The organism is Stenotrophomonas sp. ATCM1_4 (genome assembly GCF_004348115.1).
Taxonomy (GTDB): Bacteria; Pseudomonadota; Gammaproteobacteria; order Xanthomonadales; family Xanthomonadaceae; genus Stenotrophomonas; species Stenotrophomonas capsici.
Map to the genome: position 1 here is coordinate 1,590,362 of NZ_QPFB01000001.1, position 25,897 is coordinate 1,616,258.

Annotated in this window: 22 protein-coding genes; 3 read left to right on the top strand and 19 right to left on the bottom strand. The window is 65.0% G+C overall.

Annotation, left to right across the window (positions count from 1 at the left end; all coding sequences use genetic code 11):
* Positions 1 to 199 precede the first annotated feature (199 nt).
* The 13 genes from ATCM_RS07565 to ATCM_RS07625 all read right to left on the bottom strand — a co-directional run bounded on the left by ATCM_RS07565 (position 200) and on the right by ATCM_RS07625 (position 14,361).
* Positions 200 to 3,364, bottom strand: coding sequence for a CusA/CzcA family heavy metal efflux RND transporter (locus tag ATCM_RS07565; protein ID WP_132863871.1), 3,165 nt, complete (start codon positions 3,362 to 3,364; stop codon positions 200 to 202).
* Positions 3,365 to 3,396: 32 nt separating this feature from the next.
* Positions 3,397 to 4,371 (bottom strand): efflux RND transporter periplasmic adaptor subunit, encoded by a 975-nt coding sequence (locus tag ATCM_RS07570; RefSeq protein ID WP_132863873.1) that lies wholly within the window; start codon positions 4,369 to 4,371, stop codon positions 3,397 to 3,399.
* A complete protein-coding gene (locus ATCM_RS07575) occupies positions 4,368 to 5,648 on the bottom strand; it encodes a TolC family protein (protein ID WP_132863875.1) in 1,281 nt (426 codons plus the stop codon). Before ATCM_RS07575 ends, ATCM_RS07570 begins: the two co-directional genes overlap by 4 nt.
* 55 nt (positions 5,649 to 5,703) lie before the next feature.
* Positions 5,704 to 6,087, bottom strand: a complete 384-nt coding sequence (locus tag ATCM_RS07580; RefSeq protein ID WP_132863877.1) for a hypothetical protein — start codon at positions 6,085 to 6,087, stop codon at positions 5,704 to 5,706.
* 355 nt (positions 6,088 to 6,442) lie between these two features.
* A complete protein-coding gene (locus tag ATCM_RS07585) occupies positions 6,443 to 8,227 on the bottom strand; it encodes a DUF885 family protein (RefSeq protein ID WP_132863879.1) in 1,785 nt (594 codons plus the stop codon).
* A gap of 106 nt (positions 8,228 to 8,333) precedes the next feature.
* Positions 8,334 to 8,675, bottom strand: a complete 342-nt coding sequence (locus tag ATCM_RS07590; RefSeq protein WP_132866104.1) for a lipid-A-disaccharide synthase N-terminal domain-containing protein — start codon at positions 8,673 to 8,675, stop codon at positions 8,334 to 8,336.
* Positions 8,672 to 9,394, bottom strand: a complete 723-nt coding sequence (locus ATCM_RS07595) for a glycosyltransferase family 2 protein (RefSeq protein WP_132863881.1) — start codon at positions 9,392 to 9,394, stop codon at positions 8,672 to 8,674. The genes ATCM_RS07590 and ATCM_RS07595 overlap by 4 nt, the downstream gene beginning before the upstream one ends.
* Before the next feature lie 73 nt (positions 9,395 to 9,467).
* On the bottom strand, positions 9,468 to 10,433 hold the full coding sequence (locus ATCM_RS07600) for an NAD-dependent epimerase/dehydratase family protein (RefSeq protein WP_132863883.1): 966 nt from the start codon (positions 10,431 to 10,433) through the stop codon (positions 9,468 to 9,470).
* A gap of 133 nt (positions 10,434 to 10,566) precedes the next feature.
* Entirely contained in the window at positions 10,567 to 10,875 is a 309-nt protein-coding gene (locus ATCM_RS07605; protein WP_132863885.1) for a helix-hairpin-helix domain-containing protein, read from the bottom strand.
* Between the two features lie 37 nt (positions 10,876 to 10,912).
* Positions 10,913 to 11,827, bottom strand: coding sequence for a ParB/RepB/Spo0J family partition protein (locus ATCM_RS07610; RefSeq protein WP_132863887.1), 915 nt, complete (start codon positions 11,825 to 11,827; stop codon positions 10,913 to 10,915).
* Positions 11,827 to 12,624, bottom strand: coding sequence for a ParA family protein (locus ATCM_RS07615; protein ID WP_132863889.1), 798 nt, complete (start codon positions 12,622 to 12,624; stop codon positions 11,827 to 11,829). The genes ATCM_RS07610 and ATCM_RS07615 overlap by 1 nt, the downstream gene beginning before the upstream one ends.
* Before the next feature lie 195 nt (positions 12,625 to 12,819).
* On the bottom strand, positions 12,820 to 13,458 hold the full coding sequence (gene rsmG / locus ATCM_RS07620) for a 16S rRNA (guanine(527)-N(7))-methyltransferase RsmG (protein WP_132863891.1): 639 nt from the start codon (positions 13,456 to 13,458) through the stop codon (positions 12,820 to 12,822).
* 324 nt (positions 13,459 to 13,782) lie between these two features.
* Entirely contained in the window at positions 13,783 to 14,361 is a 579-nt protein-coding gene (locus ATCM_RS07625) for a 4'-phosphopantetheinyl transferase superfamily protein (protein WP_243693975.1), read from the bottom strand.
* A 114-nt stretch (positions 14,362 to 14,475) separates the two neighbouring features.
* On the opposite strand from ATCM_RS07625, the gene ATCM_RS07630 reads away from it, so the two are divergent.
* Positions 14,476 to 14,730: a GlsB/YeaQ/YmgE family stress response membrane protein gene (locus tag ATCM_RS07630; RefSeq protein ID WP_132863894.1), complete on the top strand. Its 255-nt coding sequence runs from the start codon at positions 14,476 to 14,478 to the stop codon at positions 14,728 to 14,730.
* A gap of 57 nt (positions 14,731 to 14,787) precedes the next feature.
* On the opposite strand, the gene xth is transcribed toward ATCM_RS07630, so the two are convergent.
* The gene (gene xth / locus ATCM_RS07635) at positions 14,788 to 15,561 is read right to left on the bottom strand and encodes an exodeoxyribonuclease III (RefSeq protein WP_132863896.1); all 774 of its coding nucleotides are present in this window, start codon (positions 15,559 to 15,561) and stop codon (positions 14,788 to 14,790) included.
* Positions 15,562 to 15,761: 200 nt separating this feature from the next.
* Between xth and ATCM_RS07640 the strand changes: the two genes are divergently transcribed.
* Together ATCM_RS07640 and ATCM_RS07645 are read left to right on the top strand one after the other, a co-directional pair.
* Positions 15,762 to 16,850, top strand: coding sequence for a type IV toxin-antitoxin system AbiEi family antitoxin (locus ATCM_RS07640; protein ID WP_132863898.1), 1,089 nt, complete (start codon positions 15,762 to 15,764; stop codon positions 16,848 to 16,850).
* Entirely contained in the window at positions 16,835 to 17,707 is an 873-nt protein-coding gene (locus ATCM_RS07645) for a nucleotidyl transferase AbiEii/AbiGii toxin family protein (RefSeq protein ID WP_132863900.1), read from the top strand. The genes ATCM_RS07640 and ATCM_RS07645 overlap by 16 nt, the downstream gene beginning before the upstream one ends.
* Before the next feature lie 146 nt (positions 17,708 to 17,853).
* Here ATCM_RS07645 and ATCM_RS07650 read toward each other — a convergent pair whose 3' ends face one another.
* From ATCM_RS07650 to ATCM_RS07670, 5 genes are all read right to left on the bottom strand, one after another.
* Complete coding sequence (locus ATCM_RS07650; RefSeq protein ID WP_207911793.1) at positions 17,854 to 18,741, bottom strand: GIY-YIG nuclease family protein; 888 nt, start codon at positions 18,739 to 18,741, stop codon at positions 17,854 to 17,856.
* Positions 18,720 to 21,914, bottom strand: a complete 3,195-nt coding sequence (locus ATCM_RS07655; protein WP_132863902.1) for a type I restriction endonuclease subunit R — start codon at positions 21,912 to 21,914, stop codon at positions 18,720 to 18,722. The genes ATCM_RS07650 and ATCM_RS07655 overlap by 22 nt, the downstream gene beginning before the upstream one ends.
* Before the next feature lie 95 nt (positions 21,915 to 22,009).
* Entirely contained in the window at positions 22,010 to 22,972 is a 963-nt protein-coding gene (locus ATCM_RS07660; RefSeq protein ID WP_207911794.1) for an Abi family protein, read from the bottom strand.
* Positions 22,969 to 24,276 carry a restriction endonuclease subunit S gene (locus tag ATCM_RS07665; protein ID WP_132863904.1) on the bottom strand — a complete coding sequence of 436 codons (1,308 nt, stop codon included), beginning with the start codon at positions 24,274 to 24,276 and terminating at the stop codon, positions 22,969 to 22,971. Before ATCM_RS07665 ends, ATCM_RS07660 begins: the two co-directional genes overlap by 4 nt.
* Entirely contained in the window at positions 24,266 to 25,846 is a 1,581-nt protein-coding gene (locus tag ATCM_RS07670) for a class I SAM-dependent DNA methyltransferase (protein WP_132863906.1), read from the bottom strand. The genes ATCM_RS07665 and ATCM_RS07670 overlap by 11 nt, the downstream gene beginning before the upstream one ends.
* Positions 25,847 to 25,897 lie beyond the last annotated feature (51 nt).

Sequence of the window (25,897 nt, forward strand, 5' to 3'; positions counted from 1 at the left end):
TTGGTAAGCGCTGCGCATCCGGAATGTTCCGTGCTCCCAGTGCATTGCGAGCCAGGAGCGCCCCTCACCCCAACCCCCGCTCCACGCCCCGGCCCCTGCGCTGGTGCAAGGACGTTCGACGGGCCGCGAACCGGTGGTTCGCAAGCGGCCCCTCTTACCCCGCTAGCGGGAGAGGGGCTCAAAGCATGCCCGCGAGCACTCAGTCCTTGCGATGCAGCCAGCGGTACAGCACCGGCAGCAACAGCAGGGTCAGCAGCGTCGAGGAGACGATGCCACCGATCACCACCGTGGCCAGCGGGCGCTGCACTTCCGAGCCGGCGCCGACGTTGAATGCCATCGGCACGAAGCCCAGCGAGGCAACCAGCGCGGTCATCAGCACCGGACGCAGGCGGCCCAGCGCGCCTTCGCGCACCGCCACGTCCAGCGAACGGCCCTGTTCGCGCAGGTGGCGCACGAAGCTGATCATCACCAGCCCGTTGAGCACCGCCACGCCGGACAGGGCGATGAAACCGATGCCGGCCGAGATCGACAGCGGAATGCCGCGCATCGCCAGGGCCAGCACGCCTCCGGTCAGTGCCAACGGTACGCCACTGAACACGATGGCCGCGTCCTTGCCCGAGCCAAATGCCCAGAACAGCAACGCGAAGATCAGCACCAGCGTCACCGGCACCACCACCGCCAGGCGCTGGCTGGCCGAGATCAGCTGTTCGAAGCTGCCCCCGTACTCCACCCAGTAGCCGGCCGGCACCTTCACCTGCGCATCCACCGCCGCCTGCAGGTCGGCGACGAAACTGCCCAGGTCGCGGTCGCGTACGTTGGCGGTGACCACGATGCGGCGCTTGCCGTTGTCGCGGTTGATCTGGTTCGGCCCCTCGCTGCTCTCGATGCGGGCCAGCTCACGCAACGGCACGGTGCGCGCGTCACCACTGCGCCAGCCACCGGCGCGACTGGACTCATCGGCGCTGTCCTGCGCCAACGCCGGTTCCAGCGACACCGGCAGGTCGGCCAGCGCGGCCGGGTCCTGGCGCAAGGCCTCGGGCAGGCGCACAACGATGTCGAAACGGCGGTCACCCTCGAACAACTGCCCCGCCACGCGCCCGCCCACCGCGGTGGACACGGTAGCCTGCAGTTGGCCCGGGTTGAGCCCGTAGCCGGCCAGCGCGCTGCGATCGGGCGTGACCGTCAGCAACGGCAGGCCACTGGTCTCCTCCAATCGCACGTCCGCTGCGCCCGGCACCTTCCCGGCGACCTCGGCGATGCGTTGGCCGACCTGCGCCAGGGTTTCCATGTCGTCACCGAACAGCATCACCGCCACGTCGGCACGCACGCCGGAGATCAGCTCGTTCATGCGCATCTGGATCGGCTGGGTGAACTCGTAGTTGTTGCCCGGCAGTTCCTCCACCGCGGCTTCGAGTTCGGCCAACAGCTGCACGCGCGGCTTGCGTGGGTCCGGCCACTGCTTGCGCGGCTTCATCATGATGAAGGTATCGGCCACCGACGGCGGCATCGGGTCGGAGGCGACTTCCGGCGTACCGATCTTGGAGAACACCTTGTCCACCTCGGCGAACTGCAGCAGGCGCATTTCCACCTGCTTCTGCATGTTCACCGACTGGGTCAGGCTGGTGCCGGGAATGCGCATGGCATGCATCGCCACGTCACCTTCGTCCAGGTTGGGCACGAACTCGCTGCCCAACCGGGTGGCCAGCAGGCCGCACAGCACCACCAGCAACGCCGCACCACCGACGATCCAACGCCCGCGCCGCAGCACCGCGTCCAGCAACGGCTCGTAACGGCGCCGCAGCCAGGCCATCAGGCGGTTTTCCTTCTCCTCCACGCGCCCACCCAGGAACAACGCGATCGCGGCGGGCACGAAGGTCAGGGCCAGCAGCATCGCGCCGGTCAACGCCAGCACCACGGTGATCGCCATCGGGTGGAACATTTTCCCCTCCACGCCGGTGAGCGCGAAGATCGGCAGGTACACCGCGGTGATGATGCCCAGGCCGAACAGGCTGGGGCGGATCACCTCGGCGGTGGCGCTGGCGGTCTCGGCGAAGCGTTCCTCCAGCGTCATCGCCCGGCCCAGGGCATGCGCGCGTTCGCCGAAACGACGCAGGCAGTTCTCGATGATGATCACCGCGCCGTCGACGATCAGGCCGAAGTCCAGCGCCCCCAGGCTCATCAGGTTGGCCGACACGCCGCCGCGCGCCATGCCGGTCAGCGTGAACAGCATCGACAGCGGGATCACCGCCGCGGTGATCAGCGCCGCGCGGAAATTACCAAGCAGCAGGAACAGCACCACGATCACCAGCAGCGCGCCTTCCAGCAGGTTCTTGGCCACGGTCTGGATGGTGCGGTCCACCAGCGCGGTGCGGTCATAGCTGGCGGTGACGGTGACGCCTTCGGGCAGGCTGCGTTGTGCCTGTTCCAGCTTGGCGGCAGCGGCCTGCGCCACCTCGCGGCTGTTGGCCCCGACCAGCATCACCACGGTGCCCATCACCACCTCGTGGCCGTTCTGGGTGGCCGCGCCGCTGCGCAGCTCCGGGCCCTCGGCGACCTCGGCCACGTCGTGCACGTGGATCGGCACGCCTTCGCGACGGGCCAGCACGATGTTGCCGATCTCCTCCACGCCGCTCACCTGCCCGGGCACGCGTACCAGGAACTGCTGGCCGTTGCGCTCGATGTAGCCGGCGCCGACGTTCTGGTTGTTGCCCTCCACCGCTTCGGCGACGTCGTCGAGGGTGAAGCCCAACGCGCGCAGCTTGGCCGGGTCCGGAGTGATGTGGATCTGCCGCTGGTAGCCACCGATGGTGTTGACCTCGGTGACGCCCGGCACATTGCGCAGCTGTGGGCGCACCACCCAGTCCTGCAGCGTGCGCAGGTCGGTGGCGGTGTACGCGGTGCCGCCCGGTTTGCGCGCCTCGGGATCGGCGTCGATGGTGTACATGAAGATCTCACCCAGGCCGGTGGCGATCGGCCCCAGCTGCGGATCCAGCCCTTCAGGCAGCTGTGATTTCACCTGCTGCAGGCGTTCGGCCACCTGCTGGCGGGCGAAGTACAGGTCGGTGCCATCCTTGAACACCACCGTCACCTGCGACAGGCCGTAACGCGACAGTGAACGCACCTGCTCGAGTTTCGGCAGGCCGGCCATTACCGTTTCCACCGGATAGGTGATGCGCTGTTCGGCCTCCAGCGGTGAGTAGCCTTCGGCCGCGGTGTTGATCTGCACCTGGACGTTGGTGATGTCGGGCGTGGCGTCGATCGGCAGGCGGGTGAAGCTCCAGCTGCCGATGGCGATCAGGGCCAGCGTCAGCACCATCATCAACCAGCGATGCGCGATGGCGGCGCGGATGATGCGCTCAAGCATGGCGCGGCCCTCCGTGGATGCGTTGGCGGCAATCAATGTTCATGTGCGGCCCCCGCCTTGCCGATGTCGGCCTTGACCACGTAACTCTGCTCGACCACGACCTGCTCGCCGGCGCGCAGGCCATCCTTGATCTCGACCTTGGCGGCATCCCGCGCGCCCAGCGTCACCTCGCGCGCGGTGTAGGTCTCGCCCTCGCGCACGAACACCACGTCGTGCCCATCCATGCTCTGCAGCGCCGACAGCGGCACCACGACGGCGGCCGGCTGCATCGCCACCACGATGCGCGCCTTCACCGCCGCGCCCGGGCGCCACAAGCCATCCTCGTTGCGCACGACCGCGCGTGCCACCGTGCTCTGGCTGGCGGTGGCGGTGCCCGGCAGCACGCGTTCGAGCGTGGTGGCCTGGCTGACGCCATCGGTCATGCGGGTGACGGTGACCGGCACGCCGGCGGTGATGTGCTGGGTGTCGGCACCGAAGATGTGCAGGTCCACCCACAACTCGGACAGGTCGCCGATCTCGAACAGCGGCGTGCCCTCGCCCGCTACCGCGCCGACCTGCGCCTGCCGCGACAGCACCACGCCGCTGATCGGCGCACTGACGCCGTAGGTGGTCAGGCTCAGGTTGCTGTCGATGCTGGCCAGCGCCTGGCCGGCGCTGACGCGGTCACCCACGTTGGCCCGCAGCGCGCGGATCGGGCCAGGGAAGCGCGCCATCACCTGCGCCACGCGGCCGTCGACCGGCGTGAGCAGGCCCTGCACCTCATGCTCGTCGGCGATGGTGCCGGACTGTGCCGGCGCACTGACGATGCCGGCCTGCTGTGCCATCGCCGCCTTGATGGTGGTGCGTTCGGCTTCTTCCTCGCCTTCCTCATGGGCGTGGCCGGCTTCGTCGTGGCCGGCCTCTTCCTCGGTGGCGGACGCCGCTGCCTCGGGCTTGCCGCCGCAGGCACTCAACGACAGCACCAACAGCACCAGTGCGGCGGTGGAAATCAACGGGGTGCGGCTCATCGTGCGTTCTCCAGGGCAACGGTGGCGTCATCGGCGAGCATCGACTGGCCGGTGAGACGCTGGATTTCAATCAGGGCAGTCTGTGCGGCGATGGCCGAATCGAGCTGGCGCTGGCGCGCCTCGATGCGCATGGCCTGCAACTGCGCCCATTCCATATAGCTGGCCGCGCCGGCACGCCAGGCCTGTTCGGCGGCACGTTCGGCCTTCTGCAGCTGCGGCAGCACGTCGCGCTGCAGGCGTTCCACCTCCAGCCGTGCACCGGCATAGCGGCCATGTGCTTCGGCCAGCGTGGCGTACAGCTGTTGCAGGCGCGCCTTGCGCTCATAGGGCAGCAACGCGAGGTTGGCCTCGGCTTCGCGGATTTCCGGCGCGGCGCGGCGTGCGCTGCCGAGCGGGATGCTGAAACCCCCGACCAGCGACGTGGCGCTGTCGGCGCGGCTGTTGCGCACCCCGACCTGCCAGTTCCAGTCCGGGCGCGCGGCAGTACGTGCCAGCTGCAGCTGGGCATCGCGGACGCGCTCCTCGCCCAGCAACTCGGCCAGCTCCGGTGCACGCTGCAGTTCGTCGGCCAGCACGTCGAAGTCACGTACCGCCGGCAGGCGCAGGGCATTGCCGCTGACCGACGCGAAACCCGCCTGGCGTGCGCCCCACAAGGCGGCCAGGGCCAGGCGCGCCGAGGCGGCTTCCTGGGTGGCGCGGTCGCGGTCCAGCTCGGCCTGCGCCAGCATCGCCTGCGCGGTGAACAGCACCGATTCCGGTGATGCACCGGCCTGCAGCCGCACGCGCGCGGCATTCACCGCACGACGGCGCTGCTCGATGTCGGTCAGGGCGATGTCCAGCGCGGACTGCGCGCGCGCCACGTCGAGGTAGCGACGGGCGGTTTCTGCCAGCAGGTCCAGCCGCGCGGTGGCACGCTGCGGGGCCAGGGCGTCGAGGTTGGACTGCGCCAGCAGACGGCGCGCGTCGAGCTTGCCGCCGCGCTCCAGCACGCCGGACAGGCTGACGGTGGTTTCCAGCCCCTTCAGGCCACGGTTGTCGCCGCTGCCGAGCAGGTTCTCGACATCGACGCCGAACTGCAGCGGCGGGCGCAGCGAAGCGGCGTCACGGCGTGCTTCCCGCACGGGACGTTGTGCATCGACCAATTGCAGGTCGGGGTGGTCAACGGCGACGCGGGCGATGGCCGCGTCCAGGCTCAACGGAACAGCAGACGCCGGTGCCTGCGCGTACACGCGCGGCACCAGCGCAAAGGCGGCTATCGCCGCCAGGCGCATCCACATGGGGAATCTCCAGATAGCAGTTGCAGACGTGGGAGCCGGCCAATGGGCCGGGACGTCAGGCGGCTATCGGGGGACGGAACAGGCTCTCGGCCGGCTGCGAGGCGCACTGCGGCACCTGCGCCAGCGGTGCGGACTGTACCGGCGGGAACGACAGCGACCACGCCGGCGCCAGGGTCGGCAGCACGCCGCCATGGCAGTGGCAGTCCACGCAGTGCACCAGGGCATGCAACAGCGCGTTGGCGGCATCCTCGGCATCGGGCGCCTTGGCCAGCGCCGCGTCGTCGTGTTCATGCACGTCGGCGCCGATATCGGCATGCGACAGCATGTGGATGTCGGTCAATGCCGAGGCCAGCGAGGTACCGAACACGCCAAAACCCACCAGCGCCAGCATCAGCAGGCGCAGCAGGAACAGGCGGCGGTGGCGCAGGGACTGCAGCATCGGCGCAGCCTAGCCGGGGCGGGCGCCGTTACACAATCGCAGGGGGCCGAAAGCGGCCCTCATCCGCCCTGCGGGCCCCTCGCTCCGCGCCCCTGCCCAGCGCAGCGCGCTGGGCGTTCGGTCTTGTACGAGCCAATGGCTCGTAAGCAACAAGTCCTCACCCCGCGGGCGGGAGAAGGGACGGGTTGGCCGCACGCTGGAGCAGTGCCTGCAATTGCGGCTCTGGTTGGTCGCAAACTGCGGCAGTGTTGGTCGCCCGCTGGAGCAATACCTGCAATTGCAGTACCCCAACCCTTCTCCCGCGTGCGGGAGAAGGTGGCGCGCAGCGCCGGATGAGGGCGCCTTTGCTTCGGCCTTACTTGGCGTTCTTGCGTTGCTCAATATAGGCACGCACCTGCTGCTCCAGCACCGGCAGCGGCACCGAACCCAGGCGCAGGATGGTGTCGTGGAAGCCCTTGACGTCGAAGCGGCTGCCCAGCGCCTGCTCGGCCTCGGCACGCAGGCGCACGATGGTGATCTCGCCCAGCTTGTAGCTCAATGCCTGCGCCGGCCAGGAGATGTAGCGGTCGACCTCGGTGGTCACCTCGTGCTCGCTCAGCGCGGTGTGGTCACGCAGGTAGGCGATGGCGTGCTCGCGGGTCCAGCCGTAGTGATGCACGCCGGTGTCGATCACCAGCCGGCAGGCACGCCACATCTCGTAGGTCAGCCGACCGAAGTCCTCGTACGGGGTCTGGTAGATGCCCATCTCCACGCCGAGCTTCTCGGTGTACAGGCCCCAGCCCTCGCCGTAGGCGGAGATGTAGTTGTTGCGACGGAACTCCGGCAGGTCGGTCTGCTCGGCAGCCAATGCACCCTGCAGCGCGTGGCCCGGGTCGGACTCATGCAGGGTCAACGCCGGCAGGTTGTACAGCGGGCGTGCCGGCAGGTTGTAGGTGTTGAGCCAGTAAGTGCCCATGCCGCCGCGGCCGGCGGTCCAGAACGGGGCGATGTCCGGCGGCACCGGCACGATGGTGAAGCGCGCGCGCGGCAGCGTCATGTAGCGACCGATCACGCCGTCCACGCGCTTGGAGATCCACGCCGCGCGCCACAGCAGTTCGTCCGGGGTCTTGGCGTAGAACTGCGGGTCGGTACGCAGGAACTGGAGGAAATCGGCGAAGCGGGTGTCCGGGCTTTTGCCGGTGAAGCCGACCTTGTCGATGATGGCGTTCATCTCGCCCTGGATGCGCTTCACCTCGGCCAGGCCCTGCGCATGGATCTCCTGCGGGCTCATGTCCAGCGTGGTGTACTCGCGGATCTGCTGGCGATAGAACTCCTTGCCGCCGGGCATCTTCTCGGCGGCAAGGGTGGTGCGCGACTGCGGCACGTACTCTTCGCGGAAGAAGGTCAACAGCTTGCCGAACGCCGGTACCACGCTGCCGCTGATGGCCTGCCGGGCATCGGCCTGCAGGCTGGCCTGCTCGGTGGCGGGGATGCTGGACGGCATCTTCTGCAACGGTTCGTACAACGGCGACTGGGTCGGGTCCTTCAGCCCGGCCACGGTCGAGATCGACACGTCTCGGCCTTCAAGCACCGCGCGCGGCACGCTGAAGCCGCGCGCCAGGCCGGCACGCATGTTGACCATCTGCTGGTCGAAGTAGCGCGGCACGTCGTTCAGGCGCGCGATGTAGGCACGGTACTCGGCGGCGGTCTTCATCTCGCGCCGGGCCATGAAGCTCAGGTTCGACCAGAACGAGGAGTCCGAGTTGAACGGCATCTCGTAGGTGCCCTGGCGCACTTCGTCGGCCAGGTTCTCCACCTGGTACCTGTAGATGGCGTAGTTGACCTGGTTCTCGGCCGAGAGCGTGGCCGGGTCGATGCCCTCCAGCTGCTTGAGCACCTCGTCCCACACCTTGAGCCGGGCCTGCTGGGCCTGCGCGCCGACATCGGGCAGGGTGGTCGCGTCGGCCGGGGCGTCACCGTCCTCGCTGGCCTCGCCGCCGCCGGTCTGCCGCCAGGCCCATTCCTTCTCGTAGATCGCCTGGAACCGGGCATCGGCCGCCTGCGTCGCCAGCGTGGACGGCGCGGCAGGCTGGGCGGCAAGGGCAGGCACGGCGCTCAGGCCAAGGGCAAGCAGGAGGGCGGCGGTCAGCGGTGATTTCACGATCAGGATTCCCCGGATGAAGACAGTTCACCCCGGATCATCGCATTGAAGCCGCTGCCCGACCTAGACCGATTCAGGCGGCAAAAGCGCCGGAATCGCGCCGCCGTCAGTGCCCTGCCTTGTCCCGTTTCCAGCCGCGGTGCTTGATGTCCAGGCGCAGGCTGTACAGCGCGGTGAAGGCCGGGAACAGGTTCTGGATGACGCCGACCGCGTCCTGCTTGGCCGAGAACACGAAGTAGCTCAGCGTCATCAGGCTGCCCAGCACGCTCATGTACCAGAACAGGCGCGGGATCACCGGCTTGCCGGCGCGCCGCGAGGCGACGAACTGCACCAGCCAGCGTCCGCCGAACATCAACGCGCCGGTCAGGCCGATGAGCTTCCACGGCGACATGTGCACGCCGGTCCACTCCAGCCAGACCAGCGGCTGGTTCATGAAATCCATGCTCAGAGCTCCTCCACCGCCGTGCGTTTGGAGCGGGTGATCAGCCACGCCACGCCGCGCAGGTCGCGGATGCCGACCATGGCACGGCCGAAGTTGTTGTACTTGGACACGCCCGCGGTGCGATGGCGGTGGTTGACCGGCACGCTCACGGTCTTCCAGCCGGCGCGCTGCATCAGCGCCGGCAGGTAGCGGTGCATGTGGTCGAAGTACGGCAGGTCGAGGAAGGCATCGCGGTCGAACAGCTTGATGCCGCAGCCGGTGTCGGGAGTGTCGTCGCGCAGCATGCGCGCGCGGATGGCATTGGCCCACTTGCTGGCCCAGCGCTTGGAGCCGCTGTCCTGGCGGTTGACCCGCCAGCCGGCGAACAGCTTGACCCCGCCCTCGGCGGTATCGCGCGCGGCCAGCAGCCTGGGGATGTCGGCCGGGTCGTTCTGGCCGTCGCCGTCGAGGGTGGCGATCCACGGCGCGCGCGCCGCCTTGACCCCGGTCCGCACCGCGGTGCTCTGGCCGCTCTGCTGGACGTGGTGCAGCACCCGCAGCTCGGGGTTGGTGGCCTTCAGCGCCTGCAGCACCTGCAGGCTGTCATCCTTGGAGTTGTCGTCCACGTAGACGATCTCGAAGGGCACCTTGCCGCGCAGCGCAGCGGTGATTTCGTTGACCAGCGGGGCGACGTTGTCGCGCTCGTTGAAGACGGGGACGACCACCGAGAGGGCAGGCTGGTTCATGACGCGATCCGTTGGCAATGCGTATTCAGGAAGACCGCGCATTTTCCCGCTTCCGTATTAGCGGGAGATGAAATCAGGCGCGCGGTCCGAAGTAGGTGCGGCACCACTCCACCACCGGTGGCAGGCCCACTTCAATCGGGGTGGCCGGCTCGTAGCCGAAGGCCGCCCTGGCCCGCGCGGTATCGGCCATGGTCTGGACCATGTCGCCGGGCTGCATGGGCCTGTAGACCTTGTTGGCCGGCCGGCCGGCGGCCGAGGCGATCACGTCGATGAAGTGCTCCAGCTCCACCGGTGTGTGGTTGCCGAGGTTGAACACCTGATGCGGCGTGGCCTCGGCACTGGGATGCGACAGCGCCCCGAGGATACCGGTGACGATGTCGGAAACATGTGTGAAGTCGCGGCGCATGTGGCCCTCATTGAACACCTCGATGCTGCGCCCGGCCAGCACCGCGCGCGAGAACAGCAGCGGCGCCATGTCCGGCCGGCCCCACGGGCCATACACGGTGAAGAAGCGCAGCCCGGTGGCGCGCAGGCCATACAGCTGGGCGTAGGTGTAGGCCATCAGCTCGTTGGCGGCCTTGGTGGCGGCGTACAGCGAGCGCGGCTGGTCCACGCGCTGGTCCTCGGAGAACGGCGGCGTGGCCGAATTGCCGTAGACCGAGCTGCTGGAGGCGTACACCAGGTGCTGCACGCCGCGGTGGCGGCACAGCTCCAGCAGGTTGACGAAGCCGACCAGGTTGCTCTGCACGTAGGCGTGCGGGTTTTCCAGCGAATACCGCACGCCGGCCTGCGCGGCCAGGTGGATCACCCGGGTCGGCTGCACTTCATCGAACAATGCGGCCAGGCCGTCGCGGTCGGTGATGTCCAGCGCGCGGATGTCCACCTGCGGGCACAGCGCGGCCACCCGGTCGCGCTTGATCTGCGGGTCGTAGTAGTCGTTGTAGTTGTCCAGCCCCACCACCCGCTCGCCGCGGGCGGACAGCGCCTGGCAGGTGTAGGCACCAATGAAGCCGGCCGCACCGGTCACGAGAAGGGTCATCAGAACTATCCAGACGTAATGACGGCATTTTCGCCGCCAACGATACAGATTTCACCGGTCTGCCCTGTCCGGGGAGCATCACGCCGTACCGCGCTGTCATCGGCCCGGTCCCACGCGGGGGCCGGGGGCCACCTCACCACAGGGTCAGCGGTGCTTCCCTGGCCAGGGTTTCCTTGCGTTCCTTGCTGTAGGCCCACCAGGGCTGCGGGGAATCCCCCGCCATGAAGCGCACGATGGACAGGAACACATCGATCACGCAGGGGTCGTGCACCACGCCGGTCTTCAGGCACAGCTGGGCATACATGTCGTAGGGATCACGCCCGCGCAGGTGCGCCGGGACACGGATTCCAATCAGACGGAGATCTTTCTCACAGGCCGGCCCGACATTCGGCAGGTCGGTCAGACGCAACAGATGATTGCGGTCGACCTTGGTGGGGTTCATTGCCTTGCGTTCACCTCAGGGGGATGAAGGGTGGCCGTCAGCCCTGCTGACGGCGACGCAACCGCTCGAGCACGCCTTCCAGCGTGTCCAGGTCGGTGTAATGGATGACCAGCTTGCCCTTGCCACCACGGCCGTGGGCGATCGCCACCTTGGTGCCCAGCGATTCGGACAGCTCGGTTTCCAGCGAGGCGATGTCGGCCTGCGGCGCGGTCGGCGACGGCTTGGCCTTGCGTGCGCCCGGCACCTTGCCGGCGGCGAACTGCTGGGCGCGGTGCTCGACCTCGCGCACCGACCAGCCCTGCTCGGCGGCTTCCTCGGCCAGCTTGGTGGCCAGTTCCGGCGCCAGCGTGAGCAGCGCACGGGCATGGCCCATTTCCAGGCGACGGGTTTCCAGCAGCACGCGCACGCCGATGGGCAGGTCGATCAGGCGCAGCAGGTTGGACACCGAGGCGCGCGAGCGGCCGACGGCCTGCGCGGCTTCGGCGTGGGTCAGCGAGAACTCGCTGACCAGCCGGGCCAGCGCCTCGGCCTCTTCCAGCGGGTTGAGGTCTTCGCGCTGGATGTTCTCGATCAGCGCCATCGCGATGACGGTGCGGTCTTCCAGCTCGCGCACCACCACCGGCACATCGTCCAGCCCGGCCAGGCGCGAGGCGCGCCAACGGCGTTCACCGGCGATGATTTCGTACTTGCCGCCCTCGATCTGGCGCACCAGGATGGGCTGGATGATGCCCTGCGCCTTGATCGACTCGGACAGCTCGGCCAGCTTGCCTTCGTCCATGTCGCGGCGCGGCTGGTACTTGCCCGGCTGCAGCTGGTCGATGGGCAGCTTGCGCAGCACCTCGCCCGGCTGCGGTTCGGCCACCGCGGCCACGGTCACCGGGGTGACGGCGCCCTTCGGGCCCAGCAGGGCATCCAGTCCACGGCCGAGGCCACGTTTCTTGGCACCGGCCATCAGACGGTCTCCACGGCCGGGGCGGCCTGCTTGCGTTCGTTGTTGCGGCGGATGATCTCACCGGCCAGGCCCAGGTAGGCCACCCCGCCACGCGAGCTGCGGTCGTAGCCGACGATGCTCTGGCCATGGCTGGGCGCCTCGGCCAGGCGCACGTTGCGCGGCACGATGGTGCGGAACACGCGGTCGCCGAAGTACTCGGTGAGCTGCGCGGACACCGCGTTGGCCAGGTTGTTGCGCACGTCGAACATGGTGCGCAGCACGCCCTCGATCTCCAGTGCCGGGTTCAGGTTGACCTTGAGCGCATCGATGGTCTGCACCAGCGCGCTGAGGCCTTCCAGGGCGTAGTACTCGCACTGCATCGGCACGATCACCGAGTCGGCGGCGGCCAAGGCGTTGAGGGTCAGCAGCGACAGCGCCGGCGGGCAGTCGATCAGGATGAAGTCGTATTCATCGCGGATCGGCGCCAGCGCGCGCTTGAGCCGCTGCTCGCGCTCGCCCTGCTCCATCAGCTGGATCTCCGCGGCGGTCAGGTCGATGTTGCCGGGCAGCAGGTCATAGCCCTCGGCGGTCTGCACGCGCACTTCGACGGCGCTGTTCTCGCCGAGCAGGAGGTCGCAGGTGGAAGCTGCGACTTCACGCTTGTCCACGCCACTGCCCATGGTCGCGTTGCCCTGCGAATCCAGGTCGACCAGCAGCACACGCTTGGGTGCGGCGGCAAGGGAAGCAGCCAGATTGACGGCCGTGGTGGTCTTGCCGACGCCGCCTTTCTGGTTGGCGATGGCGATGATGCGAGCCATGCAGGGGAGCCTCGTGGGCGGGGTTGGACTGGTCATTATGGGGGTAGCGGCGCGCAGGCGGAAATCGGCGTGCCTTTCGGGGGCAATGGCTGCCCTCCCCGGCCTCCCCTTGCCGGCGGCAACGGGAGGGGGAGCGTCGTCGGAATGATCCCGTGGGGGCCCGCCGGCGTGGGGCCGGCCGGAGCGGATCCGGGCTTACCTGCGTTCGGCCACGACCAGGTGGCGGTCACCGACCAGGCCGGGGACCTGCAGCGGACGCACTTCCACTACCTGCCAGTCGGCCGGCAGCTGGGCGATCTCCTCGTGCGGGTAGACGCCCTTCATGGCCAGCAGCTGGCCGCCGGGGCGCAACAGGTGACCGCCGACCTCGACGATGCCGGCCAGGGTGTCCATGGCGCGGGCGGTGAGGTTGTCGTAGGCACCGGGCTCATCCAGCGCCTCGGCCCGCGACTCGGCGACGCGGGCGTTCTTCAGGCCCAGCTGGCGCACGGCCTCGCGCAGGAAGCGGGCCTTCTTTCCGTTGCTCTCGACCAGGGTGACCTGCAGCTGCGGGTGGGTGATGGCCAGCGGGATGCCGGGCAGCCCGGGGCCGGTGCCGAGGTCGGCCAGGGTGCCGGCGGTGACGTGGCTGGCCATGGCCAGCGAGTCGAGCAGGTGGCGGGTGACCATTTCGCGCGGATCGCGGATGGCGGTGAGGTTGTAGGTACGGTTCCAGCGCACCAGCAGGGCCAGGTAGGCCAGCAGCGGGGTGGCGAGCGCGGCGTCCAGGCCCATGGCCTGCAGGCCCTGCTGCAGGTCGGTGCTGACGTCGGGCGGGAGGGAGGTGTCGTTCATGGCGGGGATTATCGCAGGAGCGGGGGAAGGCTTTGGCTTTGGCTTTGGCTTTGGCTTTGGCTTTGGCTTTGGCTTCGCTTCTGCCCCCTCCCTTGCGCCAAAGGCGTAGGGGAGGGTTGGGGAGGGGTCGCTCTGGCTCTGGCTTTGCCTGCTGAAAGGACCGGGACGGTATCGGTCGGGGCAAACGCAACAGCAACAGCTACCCCTCCCCAACCCTCCCCTACGCCTTTGCCGCAAGGGAGGGGGCTTGGAGCAGAAGCATAAGAAAGGCCGCTGTCGCGGCCTTTCTCCGTTTCGCTCATCACAGTGGATATCACCCGCCCATCACAGCGGATACCACGCCAGCGCCGCGCGGAAATCGGCCGCGGCCTGCCACTCGTGCAGGTGCCAGCGGCCGGCCTCGCCCAGGCCCGGGTCGCACCACACCAATTGCAGCGCCCCCGCCGCGTCCGGCGCGAACTGCAGCTTCTCCAACCCGAACGAGATGCCGTGCCCGTGCGCCTTCAACAAGGCTTCCTTGGCGCACCACACCCGGAAGAACCACTGCTGGCATGCCGCGTCGTCCAGCCCGTCCAGCCACTGGATCTCCTGTGGGTGGAAGAAACGCCGGATCACCTCGCGCATCTGCCGGCGCGGCCGCTGCTGTTCCAGGTCCACCCCCAGGCGTGCGCCCTGCCCCAGCGCCACCAGCAGATGCGGGCCGCTGTGGCTCCAGCCGGTGCCGTAGTGGGCCAGCTCCCCGATCAACCACGGGCGATTGCGCTCATCCCGCGTCAACGGCAGGTCCTGCGGGGTGCTGCCCAGCACATCGGCCAGCAGCACGCGTGCCTGCGGCTCGCCGCGCGTGCCCGGGACATGCGGCAGCAGCCAGACCCGCACCGGGTCGAAATCCCAACGTTCCACGTAACCCCTCATGCTGAACAGACCACCGCCGCTTCAACAGGATGTTCACCGCGGTGCGCGTTGACTGTCCGCACCGCACCGTCCCCGGGTGCATTCACGCTGGGAGATACACGCATGGGCATCATCGTCTGGTTGATCGTCGGTGGCATCGTCGGCTGGCTTGCCAGCCTCATCATGCGCCGTGATGCGCAGCAGGGCATCATCCTGAACATCGTGGTCGGCATCATCGGCGCCATGATCGCCGGCTTCCTGTTTGGCGGTGGCAGCATCAATGCCGCCATCACCCTGCGCTCGTTCGTGCTGTCGCTGCTGGGCGCGGTGATCCTGCTGGCCATCGTCAACCTGTTCACGCGCAAGAGCATCCGCTGAAACGCAGCATGGCGCCATTCGACCGGGCCCGGCCAGCAATGGCCGGGCCTTGCGGTTTCAGCCCTGCGCCAACTGCACCCAGGCCGGGGCATGGTCGCTGGGGCGGTCCCAGGTGCGGGGCTCGCGGTCGATGCCCGAGGCCTGCGCGCGCGGCTTGAGCGCGTCGGACACCAGCGTCAGGTCGATGCGCAGGCCCAGGTTGCGGCGGAACCCGGCGGCGCGGTAATCCCACCAGCTGAAGATGCCGCCTTCGTCGTTGTGCAGGCGGAAGCCGTCGTGCAGGCCCAACTCCAGGATCTTGCGCAGGCCCGCACGCTCGGCGGTGGAGGTCAGGATGTGGTTCTCGTTCCACACCATCGGGTCGGGCACGTCGCGCTCGTCCGGGGCGATGTTGAAATCGCCCAGCACCACCAGCTGCGGGTGCTTGTGCAGCTCGTCGGCGATCCAGCCACGCACCGCGGCCAGCCAGCGCAGCTTGTACTCATATTTGTCCGTGCCCACGTCCTGGCCGTTGACCACGTACAGGTTGATGATGCGCACGCCGTTGACGGTGCCGGCGATCACCCGCTTCTGCTCGTCCTCGAAGCCGGGGATGCCGATCTGCACGTCCTCGATCGGGTGCCGCGACAGCAGCGCCACGCCGTTATAGGTCTTCTGCCCGGCGAACACGTTGCGGTAGCCCAACTCCAGCAGGCGCGTGTCCGGGAACTTGTGGTCCTCCAGCTTGGTTTCCTGGATGCCGACCACGTCGGGGGCAAAGTCGGCCAGCCACTGTTCCAGGTGCGGCAGGCGGACGTTGAGGGAGTTGACGTTCCAGCTGGCGATTTTCATTGTTTGCGCAACCCACTGAATTTCTTAAATTTTATCATCACTTCTTGCAGTATCCCCATTGAAATCTCTCAGAATCCCGGTTCACTGACCCCTGCGATCGGACTCTTTTTCAGCCCTAACACCTCTTTCAGCATATGCTGAAATGCTCAACTTTACTGAAATAACGTTGACTTTTTCACCAATATTGATAATTTCAGCAAATGCTGAAACAAGCCGAATTAGTGAAATTCGTCGAAACACATGCCGCTGAAGCGCTGCAAAGCGTGCTTGGGCAGGTGCCCGCCATCACGCGGCTGAGGGTCGAACCTCAACTTCACGCCCCCGATGGGGGAGCCGATATCCTGGTGCGCCTCAAAGCAGGCGGCCAGGACCGACTGCTGGTTTGTGAAGTGAAGTCCAGTGGGCAGCCACGGTATGTGCGGGCAGCGCTTTTTCGGCTGAAGCACTACGTGGAACGAAACGCGGAAGGTGCCATTCCGGTCTTCATCGCCCCCTACTTGTCGCCAAATGCGCAAGCCATGTGCCGCGAAGAAGGTGTGGGATTCATCGACCTGGAGGGCAATGCCTACTTGTCCTTCGATGGCATCTATATCGAACGCCAAGTCGCCACCAAGCCAGACAGCGAGCGCCGCGAACTCAAATCGTTATTCACTCCGAAGTCGGCACAGGTATTGCGCGTCCTGCTCCGCGACCCAAGCCGGACATGGCGAGTGATCGAGCTTGCCGACGCCAGTGCCGTCAGCGTGGGTCATGTCAGCAACGTGCGCAGCAACCTGCTGGACCGGGAGTGGGCTGAAGTCGTGGATGAAGGGCTACTTCTCTCCAAGCCCGATGCCCTGCTTGACGAATGGGCGGCGGGTTACCGCTCGCCCGTCGGAAAGCGCCTGAGCTTCTATACAACGATTCACGGTAGCGCATTGGATGAAGCAACCAGAAAGGTGCTGCGCGCGGGTAGCGATGACAACGGGCAAGCCGTGCTTGCCTCCTACTCTGCTGCACAATGGTTGGCGCCCTATGCGCGCACCGGCACCCACTATTTCTACGCGGATGCACAGGGCCTTGAGCGGCTACACGCGGCCCTTGGACTGTCCGCAGTCGGGAAAGGTCAGAACGTTGTAGTGACGATACCCAAGGATGATGGCCTGTTCCTCGATGCAATCGAACCGACACCAGGCGTGGTCTGCACCAGCCCGGTACAGACCTACCTGGACCTGATCGTGTCCGGCGAACGCGGCATGGAAGCCGCTGACCATCTACGCAAGGAAATGCTGACGTGGCAGAGAATCTGATCCCACAGGAACCGCAATCCGCCACCGACTACGACGACCGCACGACAGCCGCGGTCAAGACTGTTTTGGTCGAGATCGGACAGATCCTCGGCAGCTTCAAAGGAAAGTTCGCCGTGATCGGCGGCGCCGTGCCGTGGTTACTGCTGGCAAATGCGGACATGCCCCACGTCGGTACGCTCGACCTGGACCTTGGCCTCGATGCCGAAGCCCTTGGTGACGGCGAGTACGCGACGCTGGTCGAGTCGCTTATGGGACATGGCTACCAGCAACGTGATGGGCTTCGCCGATTCCAACTGGTGCGGCAGGTACCCGCCACAGATGGCGGTGGACCGATTGATGTCATCGTCGATTTCCTGATGCCGCGTGATGCCGACATCGCAAGGAACAAACCACCGCTGATCGACAACTTCGCCGTCCAGCGAGCAGACGGGGCGGACCTGGCGAACCACTTCTACGAGATGGTGGCGGTTACAGGCTCCATGCCAACCGGCGGCACCAACCGCGTGGAGATCGCGGTGTGTTCGATTCCCGCATTGCTGGCGATGAAGGGCTATGCCATCGAAGGCCGTCACAAGCAGAAGGACGCTTATGACATCTACTACTGCATCCGTAACTATCCCGGTGGCATCGACGCCTTGGCGGAAGCCTGCCGGCCGGTGCTGGACCGAGACAGTGGTATTACGGGATACCGCATGATCGCCGGGAAGTTCGACACTCTGGAAAGCTATGGGCCCACCAGTGTCCGCTTGTTTGTCGAAGAAACGGCTGTGCTGGGAGATCGTACCCCGGAACAATGGCAGCAGGATGCATTCGGCCAAGTGGACGCATGGTTGCGAGCGCTGGGCTTGAAAGCCTGACGCGATAACGGCACCTGGAGCGATCCACTGCTCTCGCTTGATGAGCAGAATAGCCTGGCTATTCTGCTCATCAACCCAGCCAAGTCTGGTCGTCGCGCAAGGATATGATGAGGCCACCGATGCATCATCCCGAGCTTCATCGCCGCCTAATTGTCGTTCAACCCATTCGGAGAGCGGGTCTGCAGCCGCTCTTTCCAGGTGCTCTCAATTTGCACAACGTCTTCAACCTGCATATCCGGCGACAAGCGCTGCAGGATGCTGAACACAAACCCCTGTGGATCTCGTCCCCGCAGCAGACGGTTGCCACCGTCGCCGCTGGCAGCATAGTTCTGCCAGCGCCCCAGCAAGTTCTCTGCGCCACTGGCCGACCCCACGTACCCCAATCGCGACGTCCGGTCGAAGATGTAATAGATGCCGCGCCATTGCGCCAACGCCTGCCGCCAGCTGGTCGGCAGCAGATTCAACTGACTCCACTCAAAGGTCAGTGTCTGCCAATCCGGCATCGCCTTCACCAGCAGGCTCTCGTCATGGATGGCGCGGACCGGCAGCCGATTGCGCGCGGCCCAACGCCACCATGAGCGCTCGATGCCCGTCCAATCGATCACTAGCTTCCCTTTCCAATCGGACAGATGCGTTGTCGGCTGCAAATCGAACCAGAAAGAATCGCGCTCATCCTTGGGGCCCCTCGTACCCAGTAGACGTAGTTCCGGGTTGCCCGGCAGCGTCCAGAATTGCTCGGCCGACACCACCTGATAGCCGGCAACCTCGTACAACCCTATGAACACCGCACACCCTGCCTCATGCCCAATGAAGGAGGCCAGATAGCGCGCCTTGGATAACGCCTTCTCCACCACCTCGCCATGGTTGGATTGAAACGCGTTGTAGACTTCGCTCCGCTCGGCCGCTAGCCACGGCAGGACCGCACGCAACTCCTTCTCGGTCGGGCGGTGCCGCATCACCATCACCGTTGCCGGGTCCAACCCAGCTTTGGCCAGCAGGTCGTTGAGCTCGATCATCGCCGTGCGATCGTCCATGTTGAAGACAACGCCTCAGCCTGCTGCAGTACCGTCTGCACCGCCGCATCCTGCAAATCGGGAGGGTAGCCGTACTTCCGCAGAATCCGCTTCACCAGAACCCGCATCCGCGCGCGGGCCGAGTCCCGATGCGCCCAATCGACCGACACGTTCTCGCGCAAGCTCACCAGCAGCTCATGAGCGATGAGCTTCAGCTTGTCGTCCCCCATCAGTTGAATGGCACTCTCGTTCTCCGCCAGCGCGTCATAGAAGGCGATCTCATCCTCTGACAAACCCTGCTCTTCACCCCGCTGACGGGCCGCGCGGATGTCTTTGGCCAGCTGGATCAACTCGGCCAGTACCTCAGCAGTGGTGATGGCGTTGGCGTGGTAGCGCGCCACCGCATCCTCCAGTCGTTCCGAGAACGCCTTGGTCTGCACCACATTGGCCTTGCTGCGCGACCGGATGCCGTCATTAAGCAGCTTGCGCAAGGCTTCCAGTGCGAGGTTCTTCTTGTCCAGCTGCTGGACCTCAGCCAGAAACTCGTCGGAGAGGATGGAGATGTCCGGACTCTTGATGCCCGCCGCGGCCAGGATATCCACGATCTCGGTCGAGACCACCGCCCGGCTGACGATCTGCTGGATGGCCAGCTCACGCTCTTGCTGGGTAACACCGGAGCCAGTGCTGCTCTTGACCAGCGCAGCACGAATTGCCTGGAAGAAGCCGACTTCCTCGCGGATCTCACGAGCCTCATCCGAGGCCGATGCCAAGGCGAACGCCTTGGACAACGCCAGCACGGCATCCTGGTAGTGCCGGTGAGCGGCTTTCTTACCTTCCTTGGTTTTTTCCTTAGCTGCCAACCGCTGCTGCAGGTCGAGAATCCACTCGATGGCCGCGGCCATCATCACCAGCCGCTGCTGCGGCGTTCCGTCCAGTGCGGTCGCATAGTCGAAGCTGTGGTACATGTCACGTACCACCTCGTACTTCTCAACCATCACCGCGATGGCCTGCGCCTCATCGACGCCGGTGTTCTCCTGGTCGTTCTTGGAGTACTGCTGCAAGGCCGATTTCAGGTTCTGTGCAATCCCGATGTAGTCCACGATCAGCCCGGCCGGCTTGTCGCGGAACACCCGGTTCACCCGCGCAATGGCCTGCATCAGCCCGTGGCCCTGCATCGGCTTGTCCACGTACATGGTGTGCATGCACGGAGCATCAAATCCGGTCAACCACATATCGCGCACGATGACCAGTTTGAGCGGGTCTTTCGGATCGCGCGCCCGCTTGGCCAGCAGATCGCGTCGTGCCTTGTTGCCGATATGCTGCTGCCATTCCTGCGGATCGCTGGGTGCGCCCGTCATTACGATCTTGACCGCACCCGCATTGTCATCGGTGCTATGCCAGTCCGGGCGCAGTTTGATGATCTCTCCATAGAGCTTCACGCAGATGCGGCGGCTCATGCACACCACCATTGCCTTGCCGTCGAGGGCTGCCACGCGGTCTTCGAAGTGGGCGACAATGTCCTGAGCCACCAGCGCCAGGCGCTTGTCGCTGCCCACCAGTGCTTCCACCGTTGACCACTTCTTCTTGAAGCGCTCCTGGTCGGCCTCGGAATCCTCCTCGGTCAGCGCATCCACCTCGGCGTCGATGTTGGGCTTCTCCGCATCATCAAGTTCGATGCGTGCCAGCCTCGACTCGTAGTAGATCGGCACAGTCGCACCGTCTTCGACCGCCCTGCTGATGTCGTAGACATCGATGTAGTTACCGAACACCGCAGGAGTGTTGACGTCATCCGCCTCGATCGGCGTGCCGGTAAAGCCGATGAAGGAGGCGTTGGGCAGCGCATCACGCATGTACTTGGCAAAGCCATAGGAGATTTCGCCGGTTTTTGCGTCCACCTTGGCTTTGAAGCCATACTGGCTGCGGTGCGCTTCATCGGCAATGACCACCACATTGCGGCGCGTGGTGAGTGGCTCGGCAATCTCACCGAACTTCTGCAAGGTGGTGAAAATCACCCCGCCCGAGGCCCGGCTCAAAACCTTCTGCAGATCCTCGCGGCTCTCGGCCTGCACCGGCGTCTGCCGGATCAGGTCGCGGCACATCGAGAAGGTAGCAAACAGCTGGTCGTCCAGATCGTTGCGATCGGTCAGTACCACCAGCGTCGGGTTGGCCATAGCCGGATGCTTGACCAACTGCCCGGCGTAGAACGCCATCAGCAGGCTTTTGCCCGAGCCTTGGGTGTGCCAGATCACGCCCGCACGCCGATCTCCGCGCGCCTGTCCCGCCACAGTAGGCAAACCATACTCCGCCGGGTCCTCTGCTATCCCCGGCGCCGTGGCCGATGCCCGGATAGTCGACGCCACCGCATGCCGCACTGCGTGGAACTGGTGATAGCCTGCGATGATCTTGGCCAGCCCCGACCCGGTTTCACCGAATACCGTGAAGTCACGCAACAGCGCCAGCAGGCGACTATGCTCGAACACACCTTCAATCAAGGTCGAAAGTTCCGGCGCGCCCTTCGGCGCCACATCCGCGCCGTCGGTGGTACGCCACGGCATGAAGCGTTCCAGGTCGGCCGATAGTGAGCCCACCCGTGCCGCAATACCGTCCGAGGTGACCAGCAGCGCGTTGGTGTTGAACAGCTGTGGAATCTGCTGCTTGTAGGTCTGCAGTTGGTTGAACGCACCCAGCAGATGTGCCCCGGCGCTACCCGGGGCTTTCAGCTCGATCACGCCCAGCGGCAGACCGTTGACGAACACCACCACGTCGGGCCGCCGGCTGCTCTGGCCGTTGATGACCACGAACTGACTTACCGCAAGCCAGTCGTTTTGCTCTGGTCGCGCGAAGTCGATGATCGCGACCTTGCCGGCGGCGATCAGGCCATCCTCGCCGACATACTCCACATCCACCCCTTCGGTGATCAGCTTGTGGATGCGGCGGTTCTCTTCGAGCAATGAAGGCAGTTCGGACTGGGTGACCCGCCGCAACGCCTCATGTCGGGCCGTGGCCGGAATGTGCGGGTTCAGTTTCGCCACAGCGTCCTCCAGCCGCGGTGTCAGCACCACCTCGGCGTGGCTTGCCCGCTCGGGGGCATGGCCGTCCGGGCCAATCTGCTCATCACTGAGCACCGCATAGCCCAGCCCACCCAGCTGCTGCAGCAAGGCCTGCTCCACTTCTGCTTCCGATAAGAACGCCATCCATCCCCCAGTTCATTTGACGCGTAGGAAATTCTTTCCTAGAATCGACCGCAATACGACCGGCGCCTCTGCACTTCTTGTGTACGCGTCGGTTTTCATTTGTCCTGTTCCAGCTGTTGCCACAGAGGCCATGCCTCCCAGCCGTATACCGCGCCAAATTCCCTGAGCGAGAAAGCGGCAGGAAACTCATTGTTCAGCAAGTGCGCAAAACGCTGCCCCCAACGCGAACGAGGGCAGATAACACGTAACAGGTGCTGCATCAGGCAGAAGTAAAAAAATGGCCTCGCCTGGTTCAATTCTGGCGCCCAATCCGCTGGGACCACTGACAACTCCAGCACGTTGATGTTCCACATGCGGCTATGGTGGGCGGACACGTTGCGGATGAAATTCAGGCTGCGCAGCCATTGTGCGAAGGCGCGCCCGTCCTGCACACCGTAGAGTGCAGCAATGGTCTGTTGATCGGCATGCTGCATACCGGAAAACAGCCTGGACAGCAGGCCGAAATCCCAGATCTCAATTGCCGCCCAGATCGGCAACGCTCCGTACTGCTGCAGGTGATGAGCAACAAACGGCTCCTTGCGTGAGCGGTGCAGCATCGACGCATATTTTTCTAGCCATAGCTGGTGCTCGGTCCTGCCTTGGTCCGGCCCCTTGGCAATGGCTCTCTTGGCAAAATTGCCATGCAGGCAGTCAGGATTTTCGTGCGCACGTGGATCACGCTCACCCAGCAGGTGGGCGATATCCACCCGCACTGCCGTCTCGATGCGTTCCAGTGCATCCAAGGCCAACAGACGCAGCTTCTTGTCGAAGACATATAACCGCACCACATCCTCGAAACGGCTACCGGCAACGAACGTGTCCGCACGCACTGCCCGCCCCTGCGCCTGCGATGTCGCAAGATCAATGGCACGCAACGGATACCAGTAGCCACTCAGGCGATAGTAGCCCAGCCGTTTGAGATACGACTGCGCCGCGGCCTCGTCCTCGACCTGCAGACCGCGCTGCTGCAATTGCTGCAACTGGTCATCAAAAGCCATCCATGGCTTGAGAGGCTTCACGGCAAGGCATCCTGTTTGATGGAGGAAACGCGTAGTTCGCCGGAGATCAGCTTGGGCAGCAGGGTGTCGCGGAGTTGGGCGAGGGAACGGGATTGCTGGCTGTTCTGCAGTATCTGATCCATTGGCGACTTCGCCATCCTGGCAAACGCCTCAATAACCTCCCCTTCCGCAGCGATGACTCGGATTTCCCGGAGCTGCTCTGGCTTTACCCGTTGATGGCTATTCGACGTCCCGGTCACCAACTGCTGCATGGCACTGTTGAACTCAAACGATGAGCTTAGGCAGTACACGAACGCACTGCTAGCGGGTGCTTTGGGGGTCCAAACAATGAATTCCGTTGAGCAAACTGCCCTACTACCGGCATCACCAACAAGCCAGATACGCGGAATATGCGGATTCAGCTTTGACACCAGTACTGCACCATCCGGCACCGGAGTTTTGTTGCTTTTGATTGACTCACCCAGCTCAATAGCGGGTACTTGGCCGGCATCAAACGCGGGAAGGCTGTAGTGCGTGAATGTTTCCTCCGGTTGCAAAGTAGGACTCACAGTCCCCTTACCCTGCAGCGCCACATCACCAAACGCAAGTACACGCCACCCCTCTGGAATTTCTCCCAGTTCCGATTCAACGAATTGATCGGGGAAGAGGTCGTAGAGGTGCGCGGGCAGGCCGGGGAGCGACTGGCCGCGCTGCCAGCGGCCCTCCAGTTTGGCTCGCACCGGCTCGAAGTCCACAAACCACGCTTTAAACAAGGCGCGCGCCATGGCCTCCAGCGTCTCGTTCTGCTTACGGTTGAGTTCGATCTTGTCATCCAGTGTGCCGAGGATGTGGGCGATGGCGCATTGTTCTTTGATAGGCGGCAACGGCACTTTTAGCTCGTTCAGAGCCCTTCCAGTCAGGTGCTTGATGGTCGTTCCAGTGAAAAACGGCTCCAACCACCCTGCGCGTCCCGCCAACATGAACCAATAGAACAAGTAGTAGTTGTTCAGATCATCTTTCGGCCGGATCCGGTGCAAGGCCTTCTGGATTTTCATGTCGGGAGCCTGTTCCCGCCAGACTGCGCAACGGCCCGGCTCGCCCCCCTCACAAACAATCAGATCACCATCACGAATTCCGTAGCGTTCCTCCTCGCCTTCTTCAAACTTCATCAACGCCAAATCGTTGATGTCGAATGAGCCCCAACGGACGTTGCTATTTCCAAGGTATGGGCGTGGGACTCCTTTGTTCTTCTGTGCATCGAGCATCTTCCCAAGGTTTGAATCCACGTAATCGCCCAAGCGAACCGTCGGCCACTCATTCGACATACCCAAGCTCCATCAGGTTGGCTTCAATCGCCGCATCCAGCCTGACCGCTTCCACCCGCTGCTCGCGCCACAGCGCTGCGAGACGCACCATCTTTTCCTCGAACGGTTCGCCGTCGTCTTCCTGTTCCGCCGCGCCCACATAGCGCCCCGGGGTCAGCACATGCCCGTGCTTGCGGATGTCGTCCATCGAAGCGGATTTGCAGAAGCCCGCCACATCGGCATATTCGCCAGCGTCTTTTTCACCGCGCCAAGCGTGGTAGGTGTCGGCGATCCTCTGCACGTCCTCATCGGTGAGTTCGCGGCGGGTGCGGTCCACCAGCACGCCCAGTTTGCGAGCATCGATAAACAGCACTTCTCCGCGCCGGTCACGCAGGCCCTTGCCGGGGTTCTTGTTGCGGGCCAGGAACCACAGGCAAGCGGGAATCTGGGTGGAGTAGAAGAGCTGCCCGGGCAACGCCACCATGCAATCGACCACGTCGGCCTCGAGCATGGCCTTGCGGATCTCGCCTTCGCCGGACTGGTTGGAGCTCATCGAGCCGTTGGCCAGCACCACGCCCGCCGTGCCGTTGGGTGCCAGGTGGTGGTAGATGTGCTGTAGCCACGCGTAGTTGGCATTGCCCACGGGTGGTGGCGGACCGAACTGCCAGCGCACATCCTCACGCAGGCGGTCGCCGCCCCAGTCGGAGATATTGAACGGCGGGTTGGCCAGGATGTAGTCGGCCTTGAGATCGCGCAGTTCATCCTTGTGGAAGCTGCCCTCGTTGTTCCAGCGGATGTCCGAATCAATACCGCGCACGGCCAGGTTCATCTTTGCCAGTCGCCAGGTGGTGTAGTTACTCTCCTGGCCGTAGATGGCGATATCACCAATGCGGCCACCGTGCTCGGTGACAAACTTTTCCGACTGCACGAACATGCCGCCCGAGCCGCAGCACGGGTCATACACACGGCCTGCCACGCCCCGCGCGGGATCAGGCAGAGGTTCGAGCATTTCCACCAGCACGCGCACCACCGAACTCGGCGTGTAGAACTCGCCGCCGCGCTTGCCTTCGGCACCTGCGAACTGGCCCAGAAAATATTCGTACACACGGCCAAGGATGTCCTTCGAGCGGCCGCCTTTCTCGTTAAGCGCAATGCCGGAGACCAGGTCGATCAACTCACCCAGCATCACCTTGTTGAGCGCGGGACGGGCGTAGTCCTTGGGCAGTACGCCCTTGAGCGATTCGTTGTCCTTTTCGATGGCGCGCATCGCATCATCGATCAGGGTGCCGACGCTGGGCTGCTTGGCGTTGGCCTGCAGGTGCGACCAGCGCGCCTCCTTCGGCACCCAGAATACGTTGTCGGCGAGATACTCATCCTTGTCCTCTGCCGCCTGCGCGTCCTCGGCCAGCAGCGCGGTGCGCTTGGCCTCGAAGGCGTCAGAGATGTATTTGAGGAAGATCAGCCCGAGCGCGACATGCTTGTAATCGCTTGGTTCCATGTTGCCGCGCAACTTGTCGGCGGCTTTGAACAACTCGGCCTCAAAACCGAGGCCGTCGTTCTTGTCTTCTGCTGTCTTCTTGGGCTTGGCCATAGTGCTTCTTCTTGTTCCATGTGGCGCAGGCAAAGGCTGCCTGTCGCCGGT